General features: G+C 62.4%; 18 protein-coding genes. 12 read left to right on the forward strand and 6 right to left on the reverse strand.

Annotated elements, in window-relative coordinates; genetic code table 11:
* The first annotated feature begins 19 nt into the window (after positions 1-19).
* The 7 genes from SB753_RS00260 (at position 20) to SB753_RS00290 (ending at position 9062) form a co-directional block, all read left to right on the forward strand.
* The gene (locus SB753_RS00260; RefSeq protein WP_410798411.1) at positions 20-1375 is read left to right on the forward strand and encodes an amidase; all 1356 of its coding nucleotides are present in this window, start codon (positions 20-22) and stop codon (positions 1373-1375) included.
* Positions 1376-1456: 81 nt separating this feature from the next.
* Positions 1457-4126, forward strand: coding sequence for an excinuclease ABC subunit A (locus SB753_RS00265; protein ID WP_410798413.1), 2670 nt, complete (start codon positions 1457-1459; stop codon positions 4124-4126).
* A 565-nt stretch (positions 4127-4691) separates the two neighbouring features.
* The gene (locus tag SB753_RS00270) at positions 4692-6098 is read left to right on the forward strand and encodes an SAM-dependent methyltransferase (RefSeq protein WP_410798414.1); all 1407 of its coding nucleotides are present in this window, start codon (positions 4692-4694) and stop codon (positions 6096-6098) included.
* A gap of 1 nt (position 6099) precedes the next feature.
* Complete coding sequence (locus SB753_RS00275; protein WP_410798416.1) at positions 6100-7437, forward strand: sensor histidine kinase; 1338 nt, start codon at positions 6100-6102, stop codon at positions 7435-7437.
* 7 nt (positions 7438-7444) lie between these two features.
* A complete protein-coding gene (locus SB753_RS00280) occupies positions 7445-7849 on the forward strand; it encodes a response regulator (RefSeq protein WP_410798417.1) in 405 nt (134 codons plus the stop codon).
* Complete coding sequence (locus SB753_RS00285) at positions 7846-8034, forward strand: hypothetical protein (protein ID WP_020067526.1); 189 nt, start codon at positions 7846-7848, stop codon at positions 8032-8034. Before SB753_RS00280 ends, SB753_RS00285 begins: the two co-directional genes overlap by 4 nt.
* Positions 8031-9062, forward strand: a complete 1032-nt coding sequence (locus tag SB753_RS00290) for a response regulator (RefSeq protein ID WP_288830704.1) — start codon at positions 8031-8033, stop codon at positions 9060-9062. Before SB753_RS00285 ends, SB753_RS00290 begins: the two co-directional genes overlap by 4 nt.
* A 159-nt stretch (positions 9063-9221) precedes the next feature.
* Here SB753_RS00290 and SB753_RS00295 read toward each other — a convergent pair whose 3' ends face one another.
* The gene (locus SB753_RS00295; protein WP_410798419.1) at positions 9222-9983 is read right to left on the reverse strand and encodes a GntR family transcriptional regulator; all 762 of its coding nucleotides are present in this window, start codon (positions 9981-9983) and stop codon (positions 9222-9224) included.
* A gap of 56 nt (positions 9984-10039) precedes the next feature.
* Here SB753_RS00295 and SB753_RS00300 point away from each other — a divergent pair, with 56 nt between their 5' ends.
* From SB753_RS00300 to SB753_RS00310, 3 genes are all read left to right on the forward strand, one after another.
* The gene (locus SB753_RS00300) at positions 10040-10771 is read left to right on the forward strand and encodes an enoyl-CoA hydratase/isomerase family protein (protein ID WP_410798421.1); all 732 of its coding nucleotides are present in this window, start codon (positions 10040-10042) and stop codon (positions 10769-10771) included.
* Positions 10772-10866: 95 nt separating this feature from the next.
* Positions 10867-12267, forward strand: a complete 1401-nt coding sequence (locus SB753_RS00305; protein WP_410798423.1) for an MFS transporter — start codon at positions 10867-10869, stop codon at positions 12265-12267.
* An 18-nt stretch (positions 12268-12285) separates the two neighbouring features.
* Entirely contained in the window at positions 12286-13797 is a 1512-nt protein-coding gene (locus SB753_RS00310) for an aldehyde dehydrogenase (protein ID WP_410798424.1), read from the forward strand.
* A gap of 144 nt (positions 13798-13941) precedes the next feature.
* On the opposite strand, the gene SB753_RS00315 is transcribed toward SB753_RS00310, so the two are convergent.
* Positions 13942-14178 carry a hypothetical protein gene (locus SB753_RS00315; protein WP_020067532.1) on the reverse strand — a complete coding sequence of 79 codons (237 nt, stop codon included), beginning with the start codon at positions 14176-14178 and terminating at the stop codon, positions 13942-13944.
* A gap of 253 nt (positions 14179-14431) precedes the next feature.
* Here SB753_RS00315 and SB753_RS00320 point away from each other — a divergent pair, with 253 nt between their 5' ends.
* Positions 14432-15544 carry a hypothetical protein gene (locus SB753_RS00320; protein WP_410798425.1) on the forward strand — a complete coding sequence of 371 codons (1113 nt, stop codon included), beginning with the start codon at positions 14432-14434 and terminating at the stop codon, positions 15542-15544.
* 244 nt (positions 15545-15788) lie between these two features.
* Positions 15789-16721, forward strand: coding sequence for a LysR family transcriptional regulator (locus tag SB753_RS00325; RefSeq protein WP_410798427.1), 933 nt, complete (start codon positions 15789-15791; stop codon positions 16719-16721).
* Here SB753_RS00325 and SB753_RS00330 read toward each other — a convergent pair.
* The 4 genes from SB753_RS00330 to SB753_RS00345 form a co-directional block, all read right to left on the reverse strand.
* Positions 16698-17420, reverse strand: coding sequence for a redoxin domain-containing protein (locus SB753_RS00330; protein WP_410798429.1), 723 nt, complete (start codon positions 17418-17420; stop codon positions 16698-16700). The genes SB753_RS00325 and SB753_RS00330 overlap by 24 nt on opposite strands.
* 142 nt (positions 17421-17562) lie before the next feature.
* The gene (locus SB753_RS00335; RefSeq protein ID WP_204521284.1) at positions 17563-18123 is read right to left on the reverse strand and encodes a carboxymuconolactone decarboxylase family protein; all 561 of its coding nucleotides are present in this window, start codon (positions 18121-18123) and stop codon (positions 17563-17565) included.
* A 222-nt stretch (positions 18124-18345) separates the two neighbouring features.
* Positions 18346-18747 carry a nuclear transport factor 2 family protein gene (locus SB753_RS00340; RefSeq protein ID WP_410798431.1) on the reverse strand — a complete coding sequence of 134 codons (402 nt, stop codon included), beginning with the start codon at positions 18745-18747 and terminating at the stop codon, positions 18346-18348.
* Positions 18748-18814: 67 nt separating this feature from the next.
* Positions 18815-19414 carry an NADPH-dependent F420 reductase gene (locus tag SB753_RS00345; RefSeq protein ID WP_410798432.1) on the reverse strand — a complete coding sequence of 200 codons (600 nt, stop codon included), beginning with the start codon at positions 19412-19414 and terminating at the stop codon, positions 18815-18817.
* Positions 19415-19436 lie beyond the last annotated feature (22 nt).

A 19436-nucleotide genomic window follows, 5' to 3' on the forward strand; every position in this document is an offset into this window, starting at 1 on the left:
CACCGTTCGCGACGCTTACATGACCATGTTCTCTTCTTCTTCAAAAGCTGCGCCGATTCCGTCCATCTCGCAGATTCGCGCTGAAGTTGCCTCGGGCGAGGCGAGACTCGAGCAGTACGTCACGCAGGCTTACGAGGCGGCGTGCAAATCGCAGGCGTCGTTGCATGCGTTCTGTTATTTACCAGACGCCGCGCGCGTCAATGCCGCGGATGTCGCCTCGCCGCTGGCGGGCGTACCAGTCGCGGTAAAGGACGTGATCGATACCGCCGACATGCCGACCGAATTCAACTCGCTCGCCTACAAAGGACGGCGGCCCGAGCGGGATGCGTGGGTGGTCGCGCGTTTGCGTGCGGCGGGCGCGTCGATTATCGGCAAGACGGTGACGACCGAATTCGCGTGGCGTAAGCCGGGCGCGACCGTCAACCCGTGGAATGACGCGTTCACGCCGGGCGGTTCGTCGAGCGGCTCGGCGGCGGCCGTCGCGGCGGGGATCGTGCCGCTCGCGCTCGGCACCCAGACGCAGGGATCGGTGATACGGCCGGCGGCGTACTGCGGCATCGTCGGCTTCAAGCCGACTTACGGTGCGATTGCGCGCACGGGCGTGTTGCCGCTGGCGTGGTCGCTGGACCACGTCGGCATGTTTGCAACACGCGTCGCGGACGTGGCTTATGCACTGGCGCTCGTCACTGGCGTGGACGCCGTCGATCCGCACGTCTCGCATGTTCGGTCCGCTGCCCATGTTGCGGCGCGCGGCACGGGGACGCGGCGCATCGGCGTGCTGTCCAAACAGGCCGGCGGGGCGATCGAGCCGGCGCAGCAGGCCGCGCTCGACAGGCTCGCTGCTCAACTGGCACGAGACGGCGCCGAGATCGTCACAGTCGATCTGCCTGCCGAGATCTTCGAAACGCCTGCACATGCGTTGAAACTGATGTCGGTTGAAGCCGCGATCACGCACGGCGAACTGGTCGATCGCACACCCGAGCTGGTGAGCGAGGCAATGCGCGGCCTCGTCGAAGAGGGCCGCAAGCTGCCCGCGACCGTCTACGCGAGTATCAAGGCGGCGCAGATGCCGATGGCGCACCGCTTTCACGACTGGCTCACCGGCGCGCTGGCGCTCGATGCGCTGCTGGTCGCGCCGGCCACCGGCGAACCGCCGCGCGGGCTCGACTATACGGGCGACGCGTCATTCTGTGCGCCCTGGACGTTCCTCGGCGTGCCGGCCGTGACCGTGCCCGTGGGATTCGGGCCGCAGGGCTTGCCTCTCGGCGCGCAGCTGGTAGGCGCTGCTCACGGTGACGCCGATTTGCTGAAGCTCGCCGAGTGGGTCGAAGCGCGCACAGGGTGGCCCGCGGCGGTGGCGCAGCGGAAGATGTGATCGCGGACGCCGGGCCGGCTGCCCGGTGTGGCATGGGTTGTGCGTCTTTGTAGGGTTCCTGGCCCATAGCTACCGACCGACATGGATGCAAGCAGCCGCAAACCCCGCTCGTCCTCGGCGTCTTCCCGCACAGACACGGGGTTCGTCAGCGTGCGCGGCGCGCGGGAACATAATCTGAAAAACGTCGACGTGCAGATTCCACGCGATGCGCTGGTCGTATTTACCGGCGTGTCCGGTTCGGGCAAGTCGTCGCTCGCATTCGGCACGCTGTACGCGGAGGCCCAGCGACGCTACTTCGAATCGGTCGCGCCTTACGCGCGGCGTCTGATCGAGCAGGTCGGCGTGCCCGAAGTCGACGCAATCGAAGGATTGCCGCCCGCTGTCGCATTGCAACAGCAACGCGGCACGCCGTCGGCGCGCTCGTCGGTGGGAAGCGTGACTACGCTGTCCACCCTCGTGCGCATGCTGTATTCGCGGACTGGAACATACCCGCCCAAACAGCCCATGTTGTTTGCCGAGCACTTTTCGCCGAACACGGTGCAAGGCGCCTGCCCGACATGCCATGGGCTAGGGCGCGTGTATGAAGTCACCGAAAGTTCGATGGTGCCCGACGACTCGCTGACCATCCGCGAGCGCGCGATCGCTGCGTGGCCGCCCGCATGGCATGGACAGAATCTGCGCGACATCCTCGTGACGCTTGGTTATGACGTGGACACGCCGTGGCGGGACCTGCCGAAGAAAGATCGCGACTGGATTCTCTTCACCGATGAGCAGCCGACCGTGCCCGTCTACGCCGGTCTCACCCCCAAAGAGACGCGCGCAGCGCTCAAACGGAAAGACGAGCCGAGCTACCAGGGGACGTTTACCGGCGCCCGCAGATACGTCTTGCATACTTTCGCCAACACTCAAAGCGCGCTGATGAAAAAGCGCGTGTCGAAGTACATGGTGTCGAGCGACTGTCCAGAGTGCGGCGGCAAGCGGCTCACGAAAGAAGCGCTATCGGTGAAATTCGCCGGACTCGATATCGCCGAGCTTTCGCAATTGCCTCTGTCGGGACTCGCCGCGCTTCTTGAACCGGTCGCGCGCGGAGAATGGCAGGAGCCGGTCGAGGTAACACGGGGCAAGGGCGACGTGCTCAGCAGGAGCGCTATGCGCGACGCCGTCGAGCGGCGCGTGGCGGCTGGCGGATCGGCGCACAAGGCCTCTCCCGATGTGCGACGTACACCGAACCTGTCGGGCGAGAAGCGCCTCGCCGCGCAGCGCATTGCGGCTGAACTTCAGGAACGGTTGACCACGCTCATCGACCTGGGCCTCGGTTATCTTTCGCTTGATCGCAGTACGCCGACGCTGTCCTCGGGTGAACTGCAGCGCTTGCGGCTCGCCACTCAATTGTCGTCGCAGCTCTTCGGGGTCGTGTATGTGCTCGATGAGCCATCGGCCGGCCTGCATCCCGCGGATGGCGAAGCGCTTTTCAGCGCACTCCAGGCGCTGAAAGCCGCGGGCAATTCGCTGTTCGTCGTCGAGCACGATCTGCAGATGATGCGGCGCGCCGACTGGCTGGTCGACGTAGGTCCCGCCGCAGGCGAGGAGGGTGGTCACATTGTGTATAGCGGACCGCCCGACGGACTCGCGGCGGTCGAAGCGTCCCAGACCCGCCGGCATCTGTTCGCGCCGCCGGCAAGCGTTGAGCGCACGCAGCGCGAGGCGAAGGGCTGGCTGCGGCTTGCCGGTATCACGCGTAATAACCTGCATGGGCTGAACGCCGCGTTTGCACTCGGCTGCCTGACGACGGTGACCGGCATATCCGGCTCGGGCAAATCGAGCCTTGTGAGCCAGGCGCTGCCGGAACTGGTTGCGAGCCGGCTAGGGAAAGCAATCGAAAACCCGGACGATGACGAACAGGACCCGCTGCTCGCCGATGGCGGCATGCCGGCGAGCGGCCACATCGTCGACGGGATGGAATCGATCAGACGGCTCGTACGGGTCGACCAGAAGCCGATTGGACGCACGCCGCGTTCCAATCTGGCCACCTACACAGGCCTTTTCGATCAGGTGCGCAAGCTTTTCGCGGACACGCCCGCCGCCCGCAAGCGGCGCTATAGCGCGGGTCGCTTTTCGTTCAATGTTGCGCAGGGCCGCTGCCCGACCTGCGAAGGCGAAGGCTTCGTCAGCGTCGAACTGCTTTTTCTGCCGAGCGTCTATGCGCCTTGCACGACGTGCCACGGCACCCGGTATAACGAATCGACGCTGGAAATCACGTGGCGGGACAAGAACATTGCGCAGGTGCTGGGCTTGACGGTCGACGCCGCTTGCAGTTTCTTCGCCGACCAGCCTGGCGTGATGCGTTCCCTCACCGCGCTGCGCGACATCGGCCTCGGCTATCTGCGACTCGGCCAGCCCGCCACGGAGTTATCCGGCGGCGAAGCACAGCGCATCAAGCTAGCGACCGAGCTGCAACGGGCCCAACGCGGCGACACGCTATACATCCTGGACGAGCCTACGACTGGCCTTCATCCCGCCGACGTCGATCGGCTAATGGTGCAATTGCAAGGACTTGTCGATGCGGGCAACACGGTCGTCGCGGTCGAGCACGATATGCGAGTGGCCGCACAAAGCGACTGGGTCATCGACGTGGGCCCAGGGGCGGGAGACGCTGGCGGAACGATCGTGGTGAGCGGAAGACCCGCTGAAGTCGCGCGCAAAAAGGAGAGCCGCACCGCTGCGTATATCAGGGAACAGCTGGCGGCCTGATTCGGCGGCGCGGCTATTCGAATAACCTCGATCGAGGAACGCACCGCACGCCGTTCGCGCCTGGCAACCAGGTCATGCGTAACGCATTTGTTCAATGTCAGGTGTGCATCAAGAGCCTTATCATGCATGCCGCACGGCCGTGGACCTACGCGCTTTCTGCGCCGTTCGCCGCATGCCTCCATCCCGCTTCACTGACCAGATGACAGTGGACGACAGCATTCTTTTTTATCAGTAGAATGCTGCAACCGCAACGATTCAATGTTGCCGCAACCGACGCTCGGGCTCATCAGTTTGACGATCTCATCAGGACCGTGAGGCTATCAGCACGCGTGTCGTCGCGAGGCGACGCAGTCATGTCGAATGCAAAACTTGTGTGGCCGCTGCGAACGGGAGTGAATCGCACGCCGCCACGAACAATGGATCGCCGTCGCCACAACTGAAACCGTTGGCGACACGTGTCACATGGACCAACGACGCCATCGGCGCTCACCTGGCCGACCTGCTGGCCGGATAGGGCGTCGGATCCCAAACCAACTAGTCGTGATACTTACCTGGCCGCAATATTGTGTATTCCAAAACGCAAATCGATCCGGTAGTCAGCTTCCGGAACTCGCAGGGCGAGCAGGTACGAGGCACGATCATCAATCTCCAGCGAAACTCGCTGGTGATGGAGATCTATAACCCGTACTCGATTGTGCAGGTCAGCGAGGTGCTGAGCGACCTGTCCGTCAAGATGGGCGTGGAACACGCCTATTCGGGCAAGGCAGTCGTCATCAGCATGGTCAATACCGGCCTCACAGCAATCGTTTCGGTAACGCTGATCGCCGAGTGGCGCGAACTGAGTGGCGGCGCGCTGGAAGCGCGTACGGTCGGCGAAGAAGCGCGCCGGTTCGTGCAGGACTGGACCGGCCGTTTCCAGATCCGCCGTGATTACCAGATCGCAGTCAACCAGATCCGCGCTTTTCTCTCGGACATGTCGCGATGGGTCGAGCAGGCAGACCTCGGCGAAACCATGCCGAAGGAAGGCAATAGCCTGCGCGAGGACTTCTTCTTCGAACTGGCATCGCCGCTCATGGAGAAGACCAAGCTTTACTTCGACGAGTTCGAAGGCGAGGCACGTCTGGTCGACGAAGAACTGGCGCCGGCACACCGTGCCTTTGCCCAGGCTGCGCTACATCCGCTGCTGCTGCGCTCGCCGTTTGTCTTTCGCACGTTCACGAAGCCGCTGGGCTATGCCGGCGACTACCAGATGGTCAACCAGATGCTCGACGATCCGCGCCAGGGGCCGAGCACGTATTTCCAGATCGTCAACGCCGCTTTTCTGCAGACGGCCGTCGCGCGTGCGCACCGCAATCGCGTCGACCTGCTGGTGGACTACCTGACCCGGCTCGCCAACGAAGCGCGCGCCGCGCAGCGGCCGTTCCGTGTGCTGAACGTAGGTTGCGGCCCCGCTCAGGAGATCCAGCGTTTCATCCACGAATACGACGAACCGCAGTGGCTGACGTTCGAACTGCTCGACTTCAGCCAGGAGACACTGGACTGGACACGCGAACGCCTCGCGTCCATTTCACAAAAAATGGGCAGGCGCATGACCATTAGCTACACGCACGATTCTGTCCACCACCTGCTCAAGCGCCGGATCGATGCGCACGCATCGGACGTCCGGGAGTTCGACGCCGTGTATTGCGCCGGCCTCTTCGACTACCTGTCGGACAAGGTGTGTGCGCGGCTGAACCAGCATTTCGCCAGCCGGACCCGACAGGGCGGCCGCGTGCTGGTAACCAATGTCCACGCCGACAACCCGGAGCGCCTGAGCATGGAGCACGTGCTCGAGTGGTATCTGATCTATCGCAACGAGGCACAGATGGCCGACATCATGCCGGAGAACTGCGGAGAGCCGCGCCTGTACACGGACTCGACCGGGGTTAATGTGTTCGCCGAGGTGGTGATCGGCCAGCAACAAGTAGCCTGAGATGACAACCTCCCTTGGTGGGCTACAGTCGAACTATCGTGAAGAGCTGCGCGACTACCGGTTGTTGTGCAGCAAGGCCGGCGGCCTGACGGTGATGGTGCTGGTGCTGATGGGCGTTGCGCTCGACTACGTCGTGTATCCGGATGAGCAAAAGCGCTTTGCGATCATTCGGGTGCTGACCAGCGCAGCCATTGGCCTGGCATTGCTGTCGTTTTACACGACAGCGGGCAAACGCCACGTGCAGATCATCACCTTCCTCTGGCTGCTGTTGCCGCAGGCAATGATCTCCTGGATGATTTATGTCACGCAGGGCGAGCAGTCATTGTTCTATGCCGGGCTCATGCTGACGATCTTTGCGGTCGGCATCCTGTTCCCTTCCGGCTATTGGCAGACGCTGGCTTTCGGGCTGGCCACGGTCGCGCTCTATTACATAGCCTGCGTGGCTCATGCGGGCGGCATACACGACCCGAGCAAGTTTCTATTTCAGCTCATCCTGATCTTCTTCTGTGCGTTGGCCAGTTCGGTGTACACCTACTTCAACGAGAAGGGCCGTTTCCAGCTTTTCCGGCTGAAGGAGGAGCTGGCGCACAAGAACGACCAGCTCGCCCGTACCAACGAAAGCCTCGCGCAGATCAAAGGTCAGTTGTTGCAGCAGGAGAAGATGGCTGCAATCGGTACGTTGTCGGCGGGGTTGCTTCACGAGGTCAACAATCCGGTGAACTTCTGCCTGATGGCGATCGAAATCGGCATGGAGGAACCGCAGGCCAAAAGCAGCCCTTCGCTGATGGAGTGCCTGACGGATGTCAAGCAGGGGATGCAACGCATCCAGCATATCGTGTCGGACCTGAAGACCTTTGCCTACCGTCGACCCGGCGCGGCGGCAGACGACGTGCCGTTCCTGTTCGAGAAGGCGCTTGACTCGTCGATCCGCTTGAGCGCGCATGAACTGCGCGGCGTGAGCGTCACGCGTGAGCTGTCCGACGACACCCTCGTGCTGGGCGACGAAGCCGCCATTATCGGCGTGCTCATCAACCTGTTTTCAAATGCTGCTCTGGCCATGCAGAAGGCCGGCACCGCGTCGCCGCGCATCCACGTCGCGGCGGAATGGCGCGACGACCGCCTGCATGTGAATGTGCGCGACAACGGACCGGGAATCGCCGCAGAGAATCTCGCGCGAGTGTTTGAACCGTTTTTCACTACGCGCGAAGTCGGCCAGGGCCTCGGCCTTGGCCTGTCCATTAGCTATGCGGTGGTGGAGCGGCACGGCGGCACACTATTCGCGGAAAGCAAGTTGGGCGAGTGGACCGCGTTCAACTTCGACCTGCCGCGTGCCGAGTGATATCGAAATGAGCAATACGCAGCAGAGCACGCACACTGTTGTCTATGTCGATGATGAGGATTTAGCCCGCAAGTACTTTGCGCGTGCGGCGGGCAGTGACTACGAAGTGCTTCTCGCGAGCGGCGCAGAGGAGGCTATGTCGATCCTTCGCCGCGAAGGAGCGCGCGTGGCCGTGCTTGTGACCGACTTCCGCATGCCGGGCCGTCACGGCGACGATCTGCTGCGCCAGGTCGCTCAGGAGTATCCGCATATCGTCCGGATCCTGGTGACGGCCTACGCGGACAACAACGCGTTGCCGGCCGCAGTCAGTTCCGATGGGGTGTACCGAATCCTGGAGAAGCCCCTGGGCGTGAGCACGGTCCGCGAGGTGTTGACATCGGCGACGACAGCCCAAGTGTCGCGACTGACGTGACGCAGCGCTTGCCGGTCGACCCGGTTATCGCGAAGACCGGCGCAAGCCGCTTCGGCACGATCTTCAGCAACCGCGTCGCGCAGCTTGTCGGGAACATCGGGATCAGATCCGCAGTCGGCGGCGGTACGGCCGCGACGCTGGAATCTCCAAATTTGAAGGATCGAATGCACAGGAGTTACCAATGAGCCATACGATTGCCAACCAGACGCCGCCTCCGGCGATTCTGTTCGTCGACGACGAAGCCACCGCGGTCAAATACTTCGAACGCGCCATCGGCTCCATTGCGCCGGTGGTGACGGGCGCCTCGGTGGACGACGGCAAGGCGATGCTGGACGCCCACGCCTCCAGTCTGGCGGTGCTCGTGTCCGACCAGCGCATGCCGGGCGAACATGGCAACGAACTTTTGCGCTATGCGCGAGAGCGCTATCCCCACATCGTCCGGATACTGACAACGGCCTATTCCGAGCTGGATCAGACCGTCGAGGCCGTCAACCAGGGCCAGATACATCGCTACATCAAGAAGCCGTGGGATATCTCCGCGCTGCGCATGGAGATGAAGCAGGCGCTGGAGCTGTCGGGGCTGCGCAAAGAACGCGACGAACTCGTGCGCGAGAAGCTTGGCGTATTGCAGACGCAGACGGTGGCCACCCGCATTGGCGTAGTGCACACGCTGTGCGCGAGCCTGATTGGCCCTGGCCGGTTCCAGCCGGTGGAAACTTACCTGACCGGCACCGAACTGGCCGGTACGCGCAATGCCGAGCCGGACTGGCGGCGTATGGACTACGCCGATCTGGTGCATGCCGAGAGCGAATGCAGCGGCAGCTTCGGTCACGCGGTCGGTACGCGTCTCGCGCAACTGCGTGCGCAGACTGCCGGGCGCGGCGTTGCTGACGCGTTGCCGGTCTTGATGGATGTCCTCGGCGCCACGGTGCGGGGCAATGGTGAGGCGCTGTTCTGGACTTCGCCCGCAACGCTGAGCGAGTTCCTCACCCGGCCAGTGGGTCACGCGGTATCCGCCGAGCACGCTGCGTGGCTGGCCTGCCTGTTGTGGCTGGAAGAAGCGGGCGGCGCGCTGCAGTTCTTCCGGGAAGGTGACGCTATCGTCTGCCGTGCCGGTGCGCGGGCCAGTTTTGCGGCCGACCGCCTTGCAGTCTGGATCGAGCGGTTCCTTGAGCCTGCATTCGACCAGGATAAGCCGACGGTCCGCGTTTAAAGAGGGCGCAACGATCGTTGCCCGGGCAATTAGCTCACGGGGCGAACGATCGTTGTATCCGGAGAAAATTCTTCGGGCCGGCCGGGTGCTGAACGGCCGGCAGGAGCAACGGAGCACTTGTTCGTGGGCCGTTGCGCGGCGTAGCGTAGCGACGGCCGTCTATTTCCCTGCATTCTTGAGCACATCCAGCGCGGCCTCGCACGCCCGCTGCAGTTGTTCCCTCATCAGATCCTGCGCATCCCCGGTGCCGTTGACGACAGCATCGCGAATTCGCACTGCCTGTTCGAACGATGCGCGCATCCGCCCGCCTTGCGCCATTGCGATGCGGCGCAGTCGCCGCACCGGCCCGATCAACGATGCATGACTCTGCTGCAACGTGCGGTTGTCGGCAATCGTCATGACGATCGCGTAAAAGCGGTCCAATGCATCGACATAGGCGGCAGCGTCTCCGGCATCGACGCTCGTTCGCATCATGTCGATCACATCATCTAGGTGAGCGGCACCGAGCGATGTAATGCGCTCGGATGCAAGCTGCACCGCGAGACATTCGAGCGCGGCCCGCACCGTATAAATCTCTTCCACATCGCGAAGCGTGACCGACCGCACATATGCGCCCACTCGCGGAAGAACCGTCACGAGCCCTTCGCGCTCGAGCTGCGCGAACGCCTCACGCATCGGGGTGCGACTAACGTTCAGCTGTTTTGCGACCTGCACTTCGGACAGACGGCTACCCGGAGCGAGCACGCCTTCCACGATCGCCTCGCGCAACGCGGGGACGACCACGCCATCGCTCAACGAATCGCCGGTTGAGTCCAGCGTGCGAAGCCGCGCGTGATACCGCGTGGCAATGGATTCGAGACTCGGCGCGTGGCGCGTGTGCGCTGTCGTGGATTTTGAAGAAGCGGTTTTAGCAGCGGGCATTGACACCTCGGATTTCTGTGAATACTCTGTATACAGATTATACAACAGGAGACGACATGGATCGCAGTGCATTGGAAGCCCCCGTTGTCATAGAGCATACCGGCGACGTGCTCACCTTCACGCTGAACCGCCGGGACGTCGGCAACGAAGTGTCGGTTGCAATGTTCGACGCGATGTCGGACGCGTTGCGCAGTGAGGCCGTGCAACCGAAGGCGCGTGTACTGCGCATCCGCGCGAACGGCGATGTGTTCTGCACGGGGCGCGAGCGAGCGGGGCGGGACGCCGTGTCGATCCGCACCGAAGTCGCGCGTCTGATCGAACTCAAGCGGCTCGTACGCAACACGTCGTTGATTTCGATTGCGCAGGTGCAGGGCGATGCGTTGGGCTTCGGCTTCGGGCTTGCGATCCTGTGCGACTTCACGCTCGTCGCATCGTCGGCGCGGCTCGGGTTCCCGGAGATGCGCAGCGGTCTGCCGCCCGCCGCGATCATGGCTTACCTCGGCGGCTATGCGCTGCCCAAGGCCTTGTTTCCAATGGTCCTGTTCGGCGATCCCATTACACCTGAAGCGGCCTTGCAGGCAGGGCTCGTCACGCGAGTATGCGATCGCGCGAACCTGCACGCCGACGCTGACGCGCTTGCCGCTCGCATTCTCTCGCTCGACCAAGCCGGCGCGAAACAGTGCAAGGCGTTCTTCCTCGCCGCGCAGGAAGGCAGCGTCGAACAGAACTTCCGCGCCGCGACCGACATGCTGACCGTCAACGCATTGCGGTTGATGCAGACCCGCTGAGCGTGGCCGTGCTTCACCCGCTCGATACAACACGACGTGCGGATGTCGATGAAAGCGCTAATCCGCTGGCACCGTAACGTCGACTGGAGACAGACATGAACGTCAACGCAGGGCCCAGGCTCGATCGTTTGCCGATGTCGGGATTTCACCGGCGCATCATGTGGTTGATTGGCATTGGCATGTTCTTCGATGGTTTCGATATTTACGTTGCGTCGACGGTGCTTGGCGCAACGCTGAAGTCCGGATTCTCCACGCTCGGGCAGAACGCGTTGTTCGTGTCGCTCACTTTTCTCGGCATGATGCTCGGCTCGCTTGCCACCGGTTTTCTCGGCGACCGGTTCGGGCGGCGCTTCACGTATCAGGCGAATCTCGCCGTGTTCGGGCTGGCGTCGCTCGGCGCGGCACTGTCGCCGAACATGAGTGTGCTGATTGCGTGCCGCTTCGTGATGGGACTTGGACTGGGCGCGGAAAACGTGGTCGGTTACTCGACGCTAACCGAATTCGTGCCGCCGCAGAAGCGCGGCAGGCTGCAGGGTTTGATGGCGGTTTTCGTCGTGTCCGGACTGCCCGTCGCGGGGCTGATCGGGTTGCTGCTGATTCCGTCGTTCGGCTGGCGCGCGATGTTCGTGCTCGGCGGTGTTGGCGCACTCGGCGTCTGGTATGCACGCAAGTCCTTGCCGGAGTCGCCCCGCTGGCTCGATTCCGTTGGACGCCACGACGAGGCTGACGTGATCCTGCGTCGCGTCGAAGCAGAAGTGACCGCTGAACGAGGCGGCAAGCCGCTGCCTGCGCCAGCGTTCACGAGACCCGGCGCGACGGCGCAACCGGCGCTGTCGTTCGCTTCGTTGTTCAGCGGCGCAATGCTGCAACGGATGATCGTCGGCTGCGTGACGCTCATTGTCATCAACACGCTGCTGTATGGCTTCGTCACCTGGCTTCCGACATTCTTCGTTCATCAGGGCTTCAGCATCGCGAAGTCGTTCGGGTTCGCGCTCGTGATGTCGCTCGGCGCGCCTATCGGCTCCGCAATCGGCGCGCTCACCGCAGACGCGTGGGGCCGCAAGCCGACGATCATCGGCTCGTCGCTCGCCGCGATCGTCTTTGGCGCGATGTATCCGTTCATCACGAGCCCCGTGATATTGCCCATCGTCGGACTGTTGTTGACCATTCCCATCTACGTGCTGGTCGCGCTGCTATTCGCAGTCTATGTGCCGGAACTCTTCCCGACTGAAGTGCGGCTGCGCGCGTCAGGCGTCTGCAATACGCTGGGCCGCGGCGCGACCATCGTGACGCCTTTCATCGTGGTATCGCTTTTCGGGCAGTACGGCATCGTCGGCGTGCTGGCAATGATGATCGGTCTGCTCGCCGTGCAGATTGTCGTCGTTGCATGGCTGGGGGTCGAGCCGACCGGGCAGCGCCTCGAAGACCTTCAGCCGGAAGACACTCTCGCGCGCGACGCGCTTCATGCCGACGCGCACGCTTCGCCTAATAAATGAATCGACAGGAACCATGTAATGAATACAGGCAACTCACAGCGCTATGACGCGCAATTGTTGATTGGCGGTGAATGGACGGATGCTGAAGACGGCCGCACGCTAGATATTGTGAATCCCGCGACGGGCGAAGTGATCGGGGCGCTCGCGTCGGCTTCCGCTCGCGATGTGGATCGGGCCGTGCAAGCCGGTCATCGAGCATTCGAAGGCGGTGCGTGGCGCGACATGTCGATCCAGCAACGCGCGCGCATTCTGAACCGTTTTGCCGATCTGTTCGAAGCGGATCTCGAACAGTTCTACAAGCTCGAAACGTTGAATAACGGCCGTCCCATTGCGGAAACGCGCGCGCAGATTTCACGCCTGCCGCAGTTCTATCGCTACTTCGCGGCGCTCGCGCTCACGCGCCGCAGCGACGTGATTCCGATCGAAGGACCGTACCTGTGTTACACGCAGCGCGTACCGCTGGGTGTCGTCGCGCTGATGACATCGTTCAATCATCCGTTGATGATTCTCTCGAAGAGCCTTGCCCCCGCACTCGCTACAGGCAACAGCGTCGTCATCAAGGCGTCGGAACAGACGCCGCTGACGACTGTCCGGCTCGTGAAGCTGTTGCAGGACGCGGGCGTTCCCAAAGGCGTCGTCAACGTTGTGAACGGCGAAGGGCGCGTAGCGGGCGCGGCGCTCGCGCAACATCCGCTGATCCGGAAGGTGGTATTCACGGGAGGCACGGAAGTGGGTCGCTCGATCGGCGAGGCTGCCGCGCGTAATTTCGCGCTCACGACGCTGGAACTGGGCGGCAAGGGCGCGGTGATCCTGTTCGATGACTTCGATATCGAGCGCGCAGTGAACGGCGCGGCGTTCGCCGCTTTCATCGGCGCTGGGCAGACCTGTGTCTGCGGTGCGCGCATCCTCGTGCAGAAATCGATGTATGCGGCCTTCCTCGAACGTTTCCGCGCGAAGGTCGAACGTATCCGTGTGGGAGATCCGACGGATGCGAAGACACAGCTTGGTCCCGTCATTTCCGAGCGTTCGCGTCAACGCATTCTCGCGATGCTCGAACGCGCGCAGAAGGCGGGCGCAAAGTTACTTACGGGCGGACGCGTGCCTCAAGAATTGACGTCGGGGTACTTTCTTGAGCCGACCGTCGTCTACGATGCGGACCCGCATTCGGAGATCGGCCAGGACGAGGTGTTCGGGCCCGTAACGGTCGTCATGCCGTTCGAAGACGAAGCCGACGCGATCCGTATCGCCAACGATACGTCGTTCGGCCTCGCCGCTTCAATCTGGACGCAGGACGTCGCGCGGGCGCATCGCGTCGCCGGCAGGCTGGAGTTCGGCATGGTGTGGGTGAACGACCACCATCGGCTCGACCCGGCGTCGCCGTGGGGTGGATTCAAGAACAGCGGCGTGGGCCGCGAAACGGGCATCGAGTCGTTCGATCAGTTCAGCGAGCCTCGCGCGGTGACGATCAACACATCCGGCAAGACGGTGGACTGGTACGCGGACGATGGCGAACTGAAGCGGCTCAACTAAACCAAGCGGCGAAACTAGCGGAAACGAGCCGACAGGGAGGGTTGAAAACAAACCTCCCTGGAGGCCGTGGCGAACGGATGCTTCGTCGGAATCGGCTGTGCGGGCGTCGCCGTGCCTTCGTGGTCACGCCCGCTGTGCCTCGCATTACTGCGTGTCTGGCTGCTTCTGATGCTTGGCGTGCTTGTGCGAACGATGATGGGTCGAGTGGGTACTTGTCGGCGCGGACGTGTTGTCTCCGCCGGCAGTCGGGCCCGCCGTCGCTGCGCCGTGGGCGTTGCCGCCGCCCGATCCGCCGTTGCCATTGCCGCCTGCTTGCGCGCTCGCCGTGCCGGAAACGGCCAATGCGGCCAGAAGTACAAGCATCGATTGAATGCCTCGCATGTTTTGCTCCTTGGATAGTTGACCCCCGTCGCTGGGGCGAAGCGACCGTCACCGCGCCGCAGGCGTAACAGAGCATATGCAGTGCCTGAAAGTCGCGAGAGGCGATTCGAGCAGCGACATCGCCAATCGCGATGTTTTGTGTCCCAGACCGCAGTTGGCGCAGGCGGGGCATGTGAAGATCCGTCGCACGAATCGCTGATGTGTACACACCAGTGAGATTCGAAAACGATAAGCGCGATACGGGGACCTTCAAATGAAAAAATATCCAGGCTTACTCTTTGCCCTTCTGCTCGCGGCCTGTGGCGGCGGCGGGGGAGGCGGCAACAGCGCCACCACGGCGTCTTCGGCACCTTCGTCCACGAGTCCCAAGGCATGTACCGACGGTCCGTATACGACCGACCCCACGAAAGTCTGCATCGATGCGAGCGGCAATCTCGTTACCGCGTATGTCTACGTGCAGCCGAAGACGGTCATTCCCGACGGAACCGTGATCACCGCGGACACCACCTGGCCGGCGAGCGGCTCTCCGTATTTTCTCGCCGGCACGGTGCGGGTGGCGCCGGGCGTCACGTTGACTATCCCCGATAACACGATCGTGGAGACTTACCGCGCAGTGCCATGCAAGGCCGATTGTGTGGGTACGATCCCGACCAAAGGCATCATCAACGTGGCGGGCACGCTCAACGTGGGAAGCCAGGGTCCGGTTCAACTGCTGGGCGTGACGGCCGCTAACACGTCGTTGGCGCAGGACGCGGGTAACGGCACGGTGAGCATCACGCATACAGTGTTGCAGGACGCGTTCGTGCAGATCAACGACGCCGCGCCTTTCTCGATGACATACAGCCAGGCCACGCACATGAACGTGACGCCAATTGTTCGCAACGGAGTGACGACTTATGAAGCCGGCACGAACGGCTACCCGCGCTTGAGCAGGTCGGCGACCGTGAAAGGCAATACGTTCGTGGACTCCGCGGCCTTCGCTTTCGATCCGTCGGTCTTCGTGCAAAACAATCTGTTCATCAACATGGTCGATCCGCTCGTGTTGATCGACGCGTTCCCTGCCAATGGACAGGCGCCCACCGGCGTTGCGCAACGGAACTCGTTCCTCTTCAAGAAGGACTCACCGAATGGGAATCGCCTCGTGATCGAGTCTCACGGCACTTATAACGCGTCCACGCTTCGTTCTCTGGACTTCACCAACAACTTCTGGGGCGTAACGGATAACACGACCATCCAGTCGCGCGTGCGAGATAGCACCGACACGGCCAACCCGCGGCTGCCCAACGTGATTCTCTATGCACCGGCGCTTCAGAGTCCCGATCCCGCCACGCCGGCGGACCCGCAAAGCGCGACGCCGAATGTGTAAGCACTGAGGCATAAAGCAGCGCCGGGTATCTGAACCGCACTGCACGCATCGCCAACCGGCCCCGCCGCAGCATTGCCTGCGGCGGGGCCGACTGTTTTGCGGACTGTCTGCGTGATCGGCCACAGATCACAAAGACGGGTCCCCAGCAATTTGATCGACCCCATGCCCTGACGCGCTAGACTTCCGGCTGAACACATCTCAGCCACGACACGGACTTCATCGTCCTTCAAGGGGAAGCAGCCGAATGGACCGGATGGCAGCAATGGAAACGTACGTCAGCGTCGTGGAGGCGGGCTCGTTCTCGGCAGCCGCAAAGCGGCTCAAACTGGGGCAACCGGCCGTGTCGAAGTCGATCGCGCAACTCGAGGAGCGACTCGGCGTGCGGCTGCTGTTGCGCTCGACGCGCGGTCTTACGCCAACCGATGCGGGACAGCGCTTCTATGAGCACGCAAGGCGCGCAATCGAAGAGGTGGATCTCGCCGAACACGTCGCGCGCGACGCGTCGACCGGACTATCCGGTGTGCTGCGCATCAGTGCGGCCGTGACCTTCGCGCGCCTGCACATCCTGCCTGCGCTCAAGACGTTTCTGGACCGGCATCCGAACCTGCAGATCGATATCGTGCTGGACGATCGCACCATCGACCTGCTCGAAAAAGGCGTGGACGTTGCACTGCGCATGGGATCGCTCGATGATTCGACGATGACGGCACGCCGCATTGCGCAAAGCCGTCGACTGGTTGTCGGGACGCCTGCCTATCTCGCCGAAGCGGGCGTGCCGAAGACGCCCGCGGATCTCAGTCAGCATCAGGTCATCGTCTACTCGTTGCGAGGCGGCGGGGAGTCGTGGGCGTTCAGCCAGCACGGCAAGGAAGTGGCGGTAGTCGTGTCCGGGCGCGTCAGCGTCAGCGCCGCCGAAGGCATGCGCACCACGGTGCTGGGCGGACTAGGCCTTGCGATTGCGTCGGAATGGATGTTCTCGCCGGAACTCGCCGACGGCTCGGTTCAAGCGGTATTGACCGACTGGGAATTGCCCTCGATCGACCTGTGGGCGGTGTTCCCGGCTGGACGGCTGGTGAGTGCGAAGGCGCGAGCGTTCGTCGCCTTCGTCGAAGAAACACTCGGTGCCGCTGACAGCGGCACCGGCGGCGCACCCTCAGAAAGCGAGCTTGCCGATTGACGCTCCGCCGTCGACGTAAAGCGTTTGACCCGTCATGAAGGCCGCTTTTTCCAGAACCGGGAACATGTCCGACGGGTCCGGACGACGCGTGTAGTCCGGGTTGACCTCCGAATACAGCACGATCCCATCCTTCCCGATGACGTAGCGCGCCGGCATCGGCAAGGTCCAGCCCGGGTCGTCATTGAACGCAGGCAGATCGTTCCTCAGATTCTTGTACAACTCGACCAGATAGTCGGGCAACGCGAAGCGCAATCCGAAGTCGGCGCCTGTCTGCCCATTCACATCGCTCAGCACGGGGAAACCCAGTTCGTTGGTGCGCACCGATTTTCGGCTATTGACCGCAGTTTGCGGCGAGATCGCCACGACGTTCGCGCCATAGGCCTGAATCTGCGGCAGCGCTTCGTTGATCGCCTGCAATTCGATATTGCAGTACGGGCACCAGACGCCGCGATAGAACGTCACCACCAGCGGGCCCTTCACCAGCAACGCAGCGGAAGACACGTCGTTGCCGTCCTGATCTTTCAGGTTGAAATGCGGCGCGCGGTCGCCCGCCTTGATCGCACGGCTCGCCTGTCCGCTTGCTATCAGTTCTGCGGTAGCGCGCTCCATCACCGGATGAATCTCCGGCGGTGCATTGAACGGCGGTTTGCCTGCCTTGAAGTCGGCGCGGAATGCATCGAGTTTCTCTTGCAGCGACATGAGTGTTCTCCGTGAGGGAAATAGTGAAATTGAGGAACAGCGTGGCCGCAGATTCGGGCTGCGTTCAGCGCGGCTGCGATGCGCGTGTACTTGAGCTTCGGTATCGGGTTGGCGGGAGCCGCGAACGGCTCCCCGAGACGGCTTAGGCGGCGACCGGCCTGGTCCACTCGTTACCGGCCATGAAGCTGTCGAGCTCGGTATGGACGATGTGATTGGTGTAGTTGCTCATTACCTTGGTCGCTACGCCCAGAATCACTTCGAGCACATTCTGACGGGTGTATCCGGCGGCGAGAAACGCGTCGACATCGGCGTCCCGGACGAAGCCACGTTCGCGCACTACGAGCGTCGTGAAGCGATGCAGCGCTTCGAGCTTTGCATCGGGCAGCGGTGTGCCGGCGCGCAGCGCGGCGATCACGCCTGCGTCCATCTTGATCATCTTTGCCAGCGTGCTGTGACCGGCCATGCAGTAGTGGCAGTTGTTCTCGAAGTTCGAGGTCAGGTAGACGACCTGCTGTTCATGCGGCGTCAGCGTGCTCTTTGAGAACAGGTCCCACAGCGCCGAGTAACCGGCCAGCAGTGCGGGCGACTCCGCCATGTGCGCCTGAAGGTTGGGCACGAAGCCAAAGGCCCGCTTCGTGTCTTCGAGGCCGGCCTTCGAAGCGGCCGGTGCGTTATCGATCGTGTAGGTTTGGAAGTTGCTCATCGTTTTTGTCCTGTTGGTTGACGGTGAGCAAATGATGGAGGTCAGTGCCTTATCGAAGAAGGCAGGCGCCGTCGATAACAGTCATTCCTGGCAGGCATAAAGCGGTGGCTGTGCGGTCGCGACCACGAAACCAAGGACCAGTACTTCATTCTGGCGAATGAACCGGTAGGCGATGGCTCGCGCACCGGTACGACTATCTGCGCGAGCAATGACCGGCGCCGTTCATGCCGGTGCCGAAGCCCGTGCCAATGCTTGCGTGTCGATGTACTCGCGGATCTTCGACACTTTGCCGTTGTGAACGGTAATGGCGAACACCCAGTCGTCCTCGAACGTTTTATTGGTGGCTATGATTCTTCCCTTGGCGAAGCCGATAACCAGAACCCGGTCTCCCTGCGCGACGAATTCACTGGGCTGCGTCAACGAAGTCTCCACCGTTTCGGATTGCGTCTGAAGCAGATCCGTCAATCCTGCATGCCCGCGGCGCGTACCGGCCAGCGGCCAGTTGTCGCCCGGAATGATCCACTCGATATCTTCGGCACACAACTCGAGCATACGTTGCTTATCGCCGCCGCTGATTGCTGCAAAGAGGTCTTTGACGACCTGGACATTCTCTTCAATGCTCATCGAAGTTCTCCGGTTCCAATTCATCACATGTGCACGCGGGCCAAGAATCCGGCGACGGTCTGATTCATCAGCCGAACCTGACGAGGTCCTTAAAGATCAGTTGACCCCAGCTGTTTCCGCGCGCCTGAACTAGCAGTCCTCCTTCCGAAAGCCCGCCGAGGGTAATCGGCGAGAAGCCGAGCTTTTCCGCAAGCGCGCCGACCTCCGCTGCGGCGCCGTTATCGTCGCTCGCGAGGAACACGACTCTCTTTCCACCATTTACGGCGGGATCCTTTTCAAGGACGGCAGCAGGCAAATGATTGAAGCCCTTGACCAGCCGTCCGCCCGGGAAGGCTTGTGCGACGGCTCTGGAAGAAGGCATTCCCCCCAGAGCCTCAGGAGGCACGCCGTAGGCATTGGTCACATCGACGATGGTCTTTCCGTCCCAGGTGGGAAGCGCCCTGGCAACCTCCGGGTACGACTCGAAACGGACCGCCAGAAATAACGTGTCCGCCATGACGGCGTCCGCCAGTGTCCGGGGGACGATCGTGGGTCCGATCGACGCCGCATCGGAGGCGAAGCTCTCCGGGTCGCGCGTGGTTGCAACGGATACTTCGATGCCGCTTCGGGCAAATGCCCTGGCAAGAGCACGACCGATCTTGCCGAAGCCGATAATTGCGTAACTCATCTTTCCTCCTTCGATTTTTCGG

Origin of the sequence: Paraburkholderia sp. SIMBA_053 (assembly GCF_046534895.1) — a bacterium.
In the GTDB taxonomy this organism is placed as follows: Bacteria; Pseudomonadota; Gammaproteobacteria; order Burkholderiales; family Burkholderiaceae; genus Paraburkholderia; species Paraburkholderia caledonica.

Excerpts from the sequence above, each read along its gene's own strand:
- SB753_RS00335 (WP_204521284.1), bottom strand. The coding sequence starts at position 18,123 with ATGAGCAACTTCCAAACCTACACGATCGATAACGCACCGGCCGCTTCG.
- SB753_RS00310 (WP_410798424.1), top strand. The coding sequence starts at position 12,286 with ATGAATACAGGCAACTCACAGCGCTATGACGCGCAATTGTTGATTGGC.
- SB753_RS00315 (WP_020067532.1), bottom strand. The coding sequence starts at position 14,178 with ATGCGAGGCATTCAATCGATGCTTGTACTTCTGGCCGCATTGGCCGTT.
- SB753_RS00305 (WP_410798423.1), top strand. The coding sequence starts at position 10,867 with ATGAACGTCAACGCAGGGCCCAGGCTCGATCGTTTGCCGATGTCGGGA.
- SB753_RS00275 (WP_410798416.1), top strand. The coding sequence starts at position 6,100 with ATGACAACCTCCCTTGGTGGGCTACAGTCGAACTATCGTGAAGAGCTG.
- SB753_RS00280 (WP_410798417.1), top strand. The coding sequence starts at position 7,445 with ATGAGCAATACGCAGCAGAGCACGCACACTGTTGTCTATGTCGATGAT.
- SB753_RS00260 (WP_410798411.1), top strand. The coding sequence starts at position 20 with ATGACCATGTTCTCTTCTTCTTCAAAAGCTGCGCCGATTCCGTCCATC.
- SB753_RS00345 (WP_410798432.1), bottom strand. The coding sequence starts at position 19,414 with ATGAGTTACGCAATTATCGGCTTCGGCAAGATCGGTCGTGCTCTTGCC.
- SB753_RS00300 (WP_410798421.1), top strand. The coding sequence starts at position 10,040 with ATGGATCGCAGTGCATTGGAAGCCCCCGTTGTCATAGAGCATACCGGC.
- SB753_RS00320 (WP_410798425.1), top strand. The coding sequence starts at position 14,432 with ATGAAAAAATATCCAGGCTTACTCTTTGCCCTTCTGCTCGCGGCCTGT.
- SB753_RS00265 (WP_410798413.1), top strand. The coding sequence starts at position 1,457 with ATGGATGCAAGCAGCCGCAAACCCCGCTCGTCCTCGGCGTCTTCCCGC.
- SB753_RS00290 (WP_288830704.1), top strand. The coding sequence starts at position 8,031 with ATGAGCCATACGATTGCCAACCAGACGCCGCCTCCGGCGATTCTGTTC.
- SB753_RS00295 (WP_410798419.1), bottom strand. The coding sequence starts at position 9,983 with ATGCCCGCTGCTAAAACCGCTTCTTCAAAATCCACGACAGCGCACACG.
- SB753_RS00340 (WP_410798431.1), bottom strand. The coding sequence starts at position 18,747 with ATGAGCATTGAAGAGAATGTCCAGGTCGTCAAAGACCTCTTTGCAGCA.
- SB753_RS00330 (WP_410798429.1), bottom strand. The coding sequence starts at position 17,420 with ATGTCGCTGCAAGAGAAACTCGATGCATTCCGCGCCGACTTCAAGGCA.
- SB753_RS00325 (WP_410798427.1), top strand. The coding sequence starts at position 15,789 with ATGGACCGGATGGCAGCAATGGAAACGTACGTCAGCGTCGTGGAGGCG.